We start from the raw sequence: 7,530 nt of genomic DNA, 5'->3' as shown, positions 1-7,530 counted from the left end.
GGCGGCGCGGAGCGGACAGGCGTTCACCGCCTCCTCCGACGACGAGCGGCGCGTCTGGGTACCGGTGCGCACGTCCAGTGGGACCGTGGCCGTGGGGCTGGTCCGGGTGCCCGGCGTGCTCCTCGACCACGGGGTGGTGAGGTCGTGGCTGCTGCTGGGGACGGTGGGCCTGGCGGTGCTCGTCGTGGCGACCGCGCTGGCCGACCGCCTGGGCGCCTCGATGGTCCGCTCGGTCGAGGACCTGGGCGCCGTGACCCGGCGCATGCAGGAGGGAGAGTTCTCCGCCCGCGTGGCGCCGTCCGGGCCCCCGGAGATCCGCCAGGTCGGCCAGGCGGTCAACGAGCTGGCTCGCCGGATCCAGGAGCGGCTGATTGCCGAGCGGGAGTCGGTGGCCGACCTGTCACACCGGCTCCGTACCCCTTTGACCGGCGTCCAGCTCGAGGCGGAGCGACTCCGGAAAGGCCCGAGCCGCGATCGGGTGCTGGGGGCGGTGTCGGCGCTCACCGACGCCGTCAACAACGTGATCCAGCAGGCCCGCCTGCCCGCGGCGCAGCGCTCCTCGGCCGGTCAGTGCGACGTGCGGGCGGTGGTGCGGGACCGTCTGGCCTTCTGGTCCGTTCTGGCCGAGGACCAGGACCGGCACTGGAGCGCCCAGATCGACGGGCCGGTCGTGTGGGCGCCGGTCTCGGCCGACGACCTGGGGAGCGCGATCGACGCTCTGATCGCCAACATCTTCGCCCACACCGAGGACGGCACCGCCTTCTCGGTGGGGCTGGTCGACGGGCCCGGCACCGTGACCATCGTCGTGGCCGACCAGGGCCCGGGCTTCCCGGCCACGCACATGGCGCGCGGCCGGAGCGGCACCGGTTCGACCGGTCTCGGCCTCGACATCTCCCGGCAGCTGGCCGAGCGGGCCGGGGGATCGCTGCGCATCGCCACCAGTCCCGACGGGGGCGCCCAGGTCGATCTGACCGTCCGGGTGGTCAGCCCCGGAGCAGGCCGCGCCGGGACCGACGCCGCCCCCTTCGACCACTCCTCGACTAGCGAGGCGGGGGCCGAGACGGGCTCTGGCTGACCGTCGTCTGCTCCACCGGCTTGCCGCCGGGGCACCGGGCGTCGATCCGGTACGACGCGACCCGACCGAGGAAGGTGACCGACACGCGCGTCGGCCCGGCGCTGCCCCCCTCGTCCCGGTAGCCGTCGGCGGGGGAGGCGCTCACCAGCTCGATCCCGTCGGTGGTGCACCGGACGGTGATGGTCCCACCGGCATCGGAGAAGGTTGCCGTCCGAGGTGACACCCCTGTACGGGTAGTGGTCGGCGTGGCGGTTTGGGACGTGGGGGGCGTCCCGGCCGGGGGTCCCGTGGGGGTGACCACGGTCTGGCGAAACGGAGGGACGCCCGGCACCGATGTGGTGCCGATGGCGCTGGAGACGGCGTGGGCGCCGACCCACGCGAGGGTCGTGGCGGCCGCGGTCCCCGCCGACCACACCCCGGCGAGCAGCCACGGACCCCGCGCCATGGACGGATTCTCCCGCCGGCCGGGGCGGGCGCGGGTGACCCTGACGCAGTCAGGCCGGAGCGTCGATCGACACCGCTTGGCGCAGGACGAGCTCGTCTCCGGCGATCTGGCGGAGAGCCGGCAGGAAGGAGTCGATGCGCTCGTCGCGATCGACGATCTCGATGACCAGCGGCAGGCCGGCCGCCAGGTCGGCGAAGCGGGTGGTGAGGAGATGGCCGGAGGCGCCGAACCCCTCTACGCCCCGCAACACGGTGGCGCCGGCCAGACCGTCCTGGCGGGCCCGCTCGACGAGGGCCAGGTGCAGAGGCCGGCCGTCGGGGGCCACCGCCGATTCGGTGGTGAACACGGTGAGTCGGCTGGCGTTCTCGGCGCCGGACATGCCGTGGCAGGGTACGGCATATGGCTCGTGGTTCTCGTGCCCCGGTCAAGGTCCTGGCGGCGGTGGCCGCAGGCGGCGCCCTCGGGGCGCTGGCCCGGTACCTGATGTCCGTCGGCCTGCCCACCGAGCCGGGGCGGTTCCCCTGGGCCACGTTCCTCACCAACCTCTCCGGGACGCTCCTGCTCGGGTTCGTGCTGACCCTGGTGGTCGAGCGCTTTCCCCCGACCCGGTACGTGCGGCCGTTCCTGGCCACGGGCTTCTGTGGCGCCTACACCACGTTCTCGACCTTCGCCGTGGAATCCGACCTGCTCGTCCGCGACGGACACACATCTCTGGCCGTCGCCTACCTCGCCGCGAGCACGGCGGGCGGCCTGATCGCGGTCATGGCCGGGATCCTGGCCGGACGGTTGCTGCCCGCGGTCGAAGGCCGGGCCGGGCACTCCCGCCCGCCCGGGACCGGGCCTTGAGATCGTGACGGCCGCCGTCCGCCTGACCGTCCTGATCGGCCGCTCGGCGCACTTCCATCACCACTCGGCGGCGCTCGAGGTGCTCGGGCTGGCGCGCCGGTCGGGGATGGCGGGTGCCACCGTCCTCGCTGGCGTCGAGGGGTACGGGTCATCGCACGTCCTGCACACGCCGTCGCTCCGGTCGGGTGTCGACGCCCAGTCCTACACCGTGGTGGTGGTCGACACACCCGCTGCCATCAGCCGGCTCCTCGGACCGGTACGGGAGGCCGTGGCCGGCAAGGGCATCGTCTTCCTCGAGGACGTGGAGGTCGTCTCCGGGCGCATCGGCGCAACGGAGGGGGGCCGATGACCCCGGTCGACGTGATCGGCGTGATGGGGGCGGGGGCAGTGGGGGCGCCGGCGCGCTTCCTGGTGGACGCCTGGATGGGGGACCGCACGGTTGGCCCGTTCCCATGGGGGACCTTCGTGGTGAACGTGTCCGGCTCGTTCGTCCTCGGGGTGCTGACGGGCCTGGTCCTCTACCACGGCTTCCCGCAGACCCCGAAGGTGATCGTGGGAACGGGATTCTGCGGCTCCTACACCACCTTCTCCTCCTTCAGCTTCGAGACCGTGCGGCTCCTGGAGGAGGGCGCCCACCTCGAGGCGGCGGCCAACGTGGCGGGCAACCTCGTCGCCTGCACGCTGGGAGCAGGGGCCGCCCTGGCTCTGGTCGGAGTGCTCTGAGGCCTACTCCCGGCCGAGCAGCTGGTCGGCGGTGAGCCCGGTGAAGGGCCTGAAGTCGGGGCCCGAGCGGAGGTGGTGGCCGCCGTCGACGGCTATGGCCTGGCCCGTGATCCGCGAGGAGTCGGGGCCGATCAGGAAGCTGACGACCGCTCCGACCTCGTCGGGCTCGGTGGTGCCTCCCAGCGGGGTGTTGACCAGGTAGCTCTCGAAGACCGACCCGTCCCGCGGGATCCCCTCCATGATCTCGGTCGTGACGAACCCGGGCTGCACCGAGTTGAAGCGGACGTTGGCGGGCCCGTACTCGTCGGCGGCGTTGCGCATCATGTGGTCGATGCCCGCCTTGGCCACGGGGTAGGCGCCGAAGACCTGATGGGTGACGGCGCCGGCAATCGAGGACATGCCGACGAACGAGCCGGCGCCGGCCGCGACCAGGTGGGGGACCGAGTGCTTGATGCACAGCATGGTCCCCACCACGTTGAGCTCCAGGACCCGGATGTACTCCGCGGTGTCCTGGCGGTGGTAGGGCCCGAGGCCCCCACCACCCCCGGCGTTGGCCACCACGCCCCTGAGGTTCCCGGCCGCCTCGACGGCCGCGTCCACGGCCCGGCGGACGTCGTCCTCTCTGGTCACGTCGGCCACGACGTGACCGACCTGCAGGCCGGCCGACGACAGCTCGCCGGACACGGACCGGAGGCGCTCCTCCGTCCGCCCGCAGATCGTGACCACCGCCCCGTCCCGGGCCAGCCGGGCCGCGCAGGCCCGGCCGATGCCGGTGCCCCCTCCGGTGACCAGCACACCGAACCCCTGTAACGGCCCTCCTGCCTCGGCCACGTCTCTCCCTTCCGCTCCGGCCGCTGTGGTCCGGAGCTCATGTCCTGATCAGCTGAGCAGGCCGCTCGGATCCCCCGGTACGTCGACGGCGTGCTGTCGGAGCGCCTCGAGGGGGACGATGTCCAGGGCCCGCTCGTGGGTCGAGGCCAGGACGACGAGCGCCGCCGCCCCGTCCTCGTGGGCCCGCAGCCAGTTGGCCGCCGTCACGCACCAACGGTCGCCGGGGACCAGGCCGGGGAAGCGGTAATGGGGCATCGGTGTCACCAGATCGTTGCCGATGCCGCGCTGGTGCTCCAGGAACTCAGCAGTCACCACCGCGCAGATGGTGTGGCTTCCGAAGTCCTCCGGGCCGGTGTTGCAGCACCCGTCGCGGAAGAAGCCGGTCAGAGGGTCGGTGCCACACGGCTCGAGGGGGGTCCCGAGGACGTTCCGCTCGCTCATGGCCCGCAGTATCGCCCGGTCCGGGCCGGTCCCGGTTGATTCCGTGCCCGCCGGCCCACCAACAGCCGCAGCAGTGTGAGCAAGGGGGGACAAATGTCGGCGTTCGGGATCCGTGTCCGCAAGATCCCCGGGGTCCGCCGCGCCGGTCTGGTCGCCGCCGCCCTCGGGGTGGTGGCGGTGCTGGTGGCGGCGCTGGCCTCCGACGGGGGGAGCGGCACGTCGGGCACCCCGGACAAGGCGGCCCGGCCCATCCCGGCCCCGGCGGTGGCCGCCTCCGGGGCCTCGGTGGGTGCTCCCCTCAACGGGCCCGCTGTCGGGGCGGAAGGGGGCGCGGGAGCCGGCGTTTCCGGCGCCGGGTCGGCGACCGGTTCCATGGGGTCGAGCGCGGCCGGACCGGGTCCGGCCCCGACGGCGCCCCTGGTCCCGGCCAAGGTGATCAAGAACGGCCAGATCGGGCTCCAGGTCCGCCGCGGCCGGGTGACCTCGACCGTGGGCGCCCTCACGGTGCTGGCCTCGGCCGAGGGCGGATTCGTGGCGTCGACGTCGTCGTCACAGGCGGGTGCGACGCCGTCGGGCTCGGTCGTGCTCCGGGTCCCGTCCGCCGTCTTCGAGGCCACCGTCGCCAAGGTCCGGGCCCTCGGCACCGTGGTCTCGGCCACCACCACGGGCCAGGACGTCACCGCGCAGTACGTGGACCTGCAGGCCCGCATCACTGCCCTGCAGCAGGCGCAGGGCCGCTTCCTGACGATCCTCGCCAAGGCCAGCTCGATCGGGGACATCCTGGCCGTCCAGCAGCAGGTCGACTCGGTGAACACCCAGCTCGAGCAGCTCGAGGGCCAGCAGCGGGTCATGGACGACCAGACCAGCTACGGGACCCTCACCGTCGACGTCGACCAGCGCACCACCCCGCCACCCCCGCCGAAGCCGGCGCCGGGCCCGTGGAAGGCGGCGGTGCTGCGTGCGGGTGACGGCTTTGCCGACGGCGTCCAGGGCCTGGTGTCGGTCTCGGGAGGACTGGGCTTCGCCGTCGTCCTGCTGGCCCTCCTGGGCACTCTGGTCTGGTTGGGATGGCGGCGGCTTCCAGGCAGGACTACCGACTCCCGGCGGTGAATGTCGGTGCATGTCGGTCCCGATCAGCCGCCGGTCGCTGCTCAAGGGCGCCGCCGCCGGGGCCGCCCTGGCCGTGGCCGGCCCCGTCCTCGAGGGCCGGGCTGCGCCCCGAGCGGCCGCCGCCGCCGGCACCCGGCCCTTCCCGCGCCTGCCGGCGGGCACCGACACCCTCCCGCACGTCGACCACGTCGTGGTGCTGATGATGGAGAACCACTCCTTCGACAACCATTTCGGCGCCCTGCGCCGGCGGGGAGTCGACGGCCTGACGTTCGGCCGCGACGGTCGGGCCACCAACTGGAACCCGTCGCCCTCCGGCGGGCGGGTGTACGCCACCCCCGCACCGTCGACGTGCCAGGCGGGCTACAGCATCGGCCAGAGCTGGGACACCAGCCACCGCTCCTGGGACCACGGGGCCAACGACGGCTTCGTGACGGCGTGCAGCCCCGAGGCCATGCACTACTACACCGCCGACCAGTTGCCCTTCTACCATTCGCTGGCGTCGGTCTTCCCGGTGTGCGACCGCTACTTCGCGTCGGTCATGGCCCAGACCTATCCGAACCGGCGCTTCCTCATCGCCGGTTCGGCGTTCGGTCAGGTCAGCGACCCGTTCCCGTCCCCGACCGATCCCGACCCGCGGCCGGGGGGCTTCGGGACGATCTTCGACCTGTTGAACGCCTTCGGGATCTCGTGGAAGGACTACTTCGCCGACCTTCCCACGGCTGGGCTGTTCCCGTACGTGGTCGAGCAGAACCCGGGCCGGGTCGTGCCGGTGGCGGACTTCTTCGCCGACTGTGCCGCCGGGACCCTCCCGTTCTTCAGCCTGGTGGACCCTGAGTCGTTCGAGGGCTCGGAGGAGAACCCCCAGGACGTGCAGGCCGGCGCCTACTACGCCTACCAGGTGATCGACGCGGTCATGAGGAGCCCGGCGTGGGGATCCACCGTGTTGATCCTCACCTTCGACGAGCACGGGGGCTACTACGACCACGTGCCCCCGGTGCCGGCGGTGCGCCCCGACGGCATCGTCCCGGCGGTCAGCGCCGCCACCTACGGAGACCTGTACAGCTGGACGGGCTTCCGGGTCCCGACCGTGGTCGTGTCCCCCTGGGCCCGCCGGGACTACGTCTCACACACCGTCTACGACCACACCTCGATCCTGCGGCTGATCGAGACCAAGTGGAACCTGCCCGCCCTGTCGGCACGCGACGCCAACGCCAACAACATGCTGGACTGCCTCGACTTCCGCCGGCCGGCGCTCATGGTGCCGCCGCTGCTCACCGCCGCCCCGCCCCCGACGGGGCTGGCGGCCTGCATCGCCGCCGACCCCGCCGGGCAGTAGGGGCCGGGCGGGCCTCCCCTCCCCGGCCCCCACCCGTCACCGGCTCAGGTGGCGAAGGAGCACCCCGGACCGCCGCTGTCGACCTTCTCGAGCAACCCGTTGGACCCGAGGACCGGAGTGGGCGGCGTCCCCTCCTCGGTGAAGGTCTCCCCGGCGGGTGCGGACAGGGTCGAGCCCGCCGGTGGGTTGCCCACGTTGGCGAGCGGGACCACGACCCGCACGGTGCCGTTCGGGCCCGGGGTGAGCGTCCCGGTGTCCGAGTTGACCGTCGAGAACTGGTTGCCCGCGACGGTGCCGTCGGCGAAGTCGGGGATGCCGGTCGGGCCCACCTCGGCCTCGGCGAAGTACGTCGTGCCGTTGTAGGTCCACGTGCTGTACCAGGCCATGCCGGTGGCTCCGGTGGGCACCTGGGTGGACAGGTCGGTCACGGTGAGCGTGGCCACCAGGTTGGTCCCGGTCACGGCCAGGTTCCCCGTCAGCAGGCTGAGCTGCGGATCGGAGTTGCCCGCCAGGTCGCCGGCGGTGTGGGGCGGATTGGTCCACAGCGGCCCACTCGCCGGGCACGACGAGCCGGACCCACCCGACCCGCACGCGCCCAACCCGGGCTGGCCGCAGTCCTGCGGGGCGGCCGGGGCCACGTCGTCGGGCGGCGTGAGGGTGGCGTTACCGGTGGCGTCGACCGCCAGGTGGGTCACGTCGGGGACTCCGAGGCCCGAGACGTAG

Annotated in this window: 11 protein-coding genes; 6 read left to right on the top strand and 5 right to left on the bottom strand. The window is 73.0% G+C overall.

Translation table 11 applies throughout. The features are described from left to right. Window positions 1-1,075 (top strand): HAMP domain-containing sensor histidine kinase (locus VFW24_08655; GenBank protein HEX5266832.1); only part of this gene is annotated, 1,075 nt, incomplete at its 5' end. On the opposite strand, the gene VFW24_08650 is transcribed toward VFW24_08655, so the two are convergent. Both VFW24_08650 and VFW24_08645 read right to left on the bottom strand, forming a co-directional pair. Then, the gene (locus tag VFW24_08650; GenBank protein ID HEX5266831.1) at window positions 1,041-1,520 is read right to left on the bottom strand and encodes a hypothetical protein; all 480 of its coding nucleotides are present in this window, start codon (window positions 1,518-1,520) and stop codon (window positions 1,041-1,043) included. The genes VFW24_08655 and VFW24_08650 overlap by 35 nt on opposite strands. A gap of 49 nt (window positions 1,521-1,569) precedes the next feature. After that, window positions 1,570-1,899, bottom strand: coding sequence for a DUF190 domain-containing protein (locus tag VFW24_08645; GenBank protein HEX5266830.1), 330 nt, complete (start codon window positions 1,897-1,899; stop codon window positions 1,570-1,572). 20 nt (window positions 1,900-1,919) lie between these two features. Here VFW24_08645 and crcB (VFW24_08640) point away from each other — a divergent pair, with 20 nt between their 5' ends. The 3 genes from crcB (VFW24_08640) to crcB (VFW24_08630) are packed head-to-tail and all read left to right on the top strand — an operon-like array spanning window position 1,920 to window position 3,089. Further along, window positions 1,920-2,366, top strand: a complete 447-nt coding sequence (crcB, locus tag VFW24_08640) for a fluoride efflux transporter CrcB (protein HEX5266829.1) — start codon at window positions 1,920-1,922, stop codon at window positions 2,364-2,366. Window positions 2,367-2,370: 4 nt separating this feature from the next. After that, window positions 2,371-2,715: a DUF190 domain-containing protein gene (locus VFW24_08635; protein ID HEX5266828.1), complete on the top strand. Its 345-nt coding sequence runs from the start codon at window positions 2,371-2,373 to the stop codon at window positions 2,713-2,715. After that, window positions 2,712-3,089, top strand: coding sequence for a fluoride efflux transporter CrcB (crcB, locus tag VFW24_08630; protein HEX5266827.1), 378 nt, complete (start codon window positions 2,712-2,714; stop codon window positions 3,087-3,089). Before VFW24_08635 ends, crcB (VFW24_08630) begins: the two co-directional genes overlap by 4 nt. Before the next feature lie 3 nt (window positions 3,090-3,092). On the opposite strand, the gene VFW24_08625 is transcribed toward crcB (VFW24_08630), so the two are convergent. After that, entirely contained in the window at window positions 3,093-3,920 is an 828-nt protein-coding gene (locus VFW24_08625) for an SDR family oxidoreductase (GenBank protein ID HEX5266826.1), read from the bottom strand. A gap of 48 nt (window positions 3,921-3,968) precedes the next feature. Next, window positions 3,969-4,361: a DUF2237 domain-containing protein gene (locus VFW24_08620; GenBank protein HEX5266825.1), complete on the bottom strand. Its 393-nt coding sequence runs from the start codon at window positions 4,359-4,361 to the stop codon at window positions 3,969-3,971. Between the two features lie 93 nt (window positions 4,362-4,454). Here VFW24_08620 and VFW24_08615 point away from each other — a divergent pair, with 93 nt between their 5' ends. Continuing rightward, window positions 4,455-5,471, top strand: a complete 1,017-nt coding sequence (locus VFW24_08615; protein HEX5266824.1) for a DUF4349 domain-containing protein — start codon at window positions 4,455-4,457, stop codon at window positions 5,469-5,471. Window positions 5,472-5,481: 10 nt separating this feature from the next. Continuing rightward, window positions 5,482-6,807, top strand: coding sequence for an alkaline phosphatase family protein (locus VFW24_08610; protein HEX5266823.1), 1,326 nt, complete (start codon window positions 5,482-5,484; stop codon window positions 6,805-6,807). Between the two features lie 44 nt (window positions 6,808-6,851). Here the strand turns inward: VFW24_08610 and VFW24_08605 are convergent. Next, window positions 6,852-7,530 (bottom strand): hypothetical protein (locus VFW24_08605; GenBank protein ID HEX5266822.1); only part of this gene is annotated, 679 nt, incomplete at its 5' end.

It is taken from the genome of Acidimicrobiales bacterium (assembly GCA_036273495.1).
Classification (GTDB): Bacteria; Actinomycetota; Acidimicrobiia; order Acidimicrobiales; family JAJPHE01; genus DASSEU01.
The sequence above is the reverse complement of the archived record's forward strand: the minus strand, read 5'-3'. Positions and strand labels throughout refer to the sequence as shown.

Excerpts from the sequence above, each read along its gene's own strand:
- crcB (HEX5266829.1), top strand. The coding sequence starts at position 1,920 with ATGGCTCGTGGTTCTCGTGCCCCGGTCAAGGTCCTGGCGGCGGTGGCC.
- VFW24_08650 (HEX5266831.1), bottom strand. The coding sequence starts at position 1,520 with ATGGCGCGGGGTCCGTGGCTGCTCGCCGGGGTGTGGTCGGCGGGGACC.
- VFW24_08620 (HEX5266825.1), bottom strand. The coding sequence starts at position 4,361 with ATGAGCGAGCGGAACGTCCTCGGGACCCCCCTCGAGCCGTGTGGCACC.
- VFW24_08615 (HEX5266824.1), top strand. The coding sequence starts at position 4,455 with ATGTCGGCGTTCGGGATCCGTGTCCGCAAGATCCCCGGGGTCCGCCGC.
- VFW24_08645 (HEX5266830.1), bottom strand. The coding sequence starts at position 1,899 with ATGTCCGGCGCCGAGAACGCCAGCCGACTCACCGTGTTCACCACCGAA.
- VFW24_08610 (HEX5266823.1), top strand. The coding sequence starts at position 5,482 with ATGTCGGTCCCGATCAGCCGCCGGTCGCTGCTCAAGGGCGCCGCCGCC.
- crcB (HEX5266827.1), top strand. The coding sequence starts at position 2,712 with ATGACCCCGGTCGACGTGATCGGCGTGATGGGGGCGGGGGCAGTGGGG.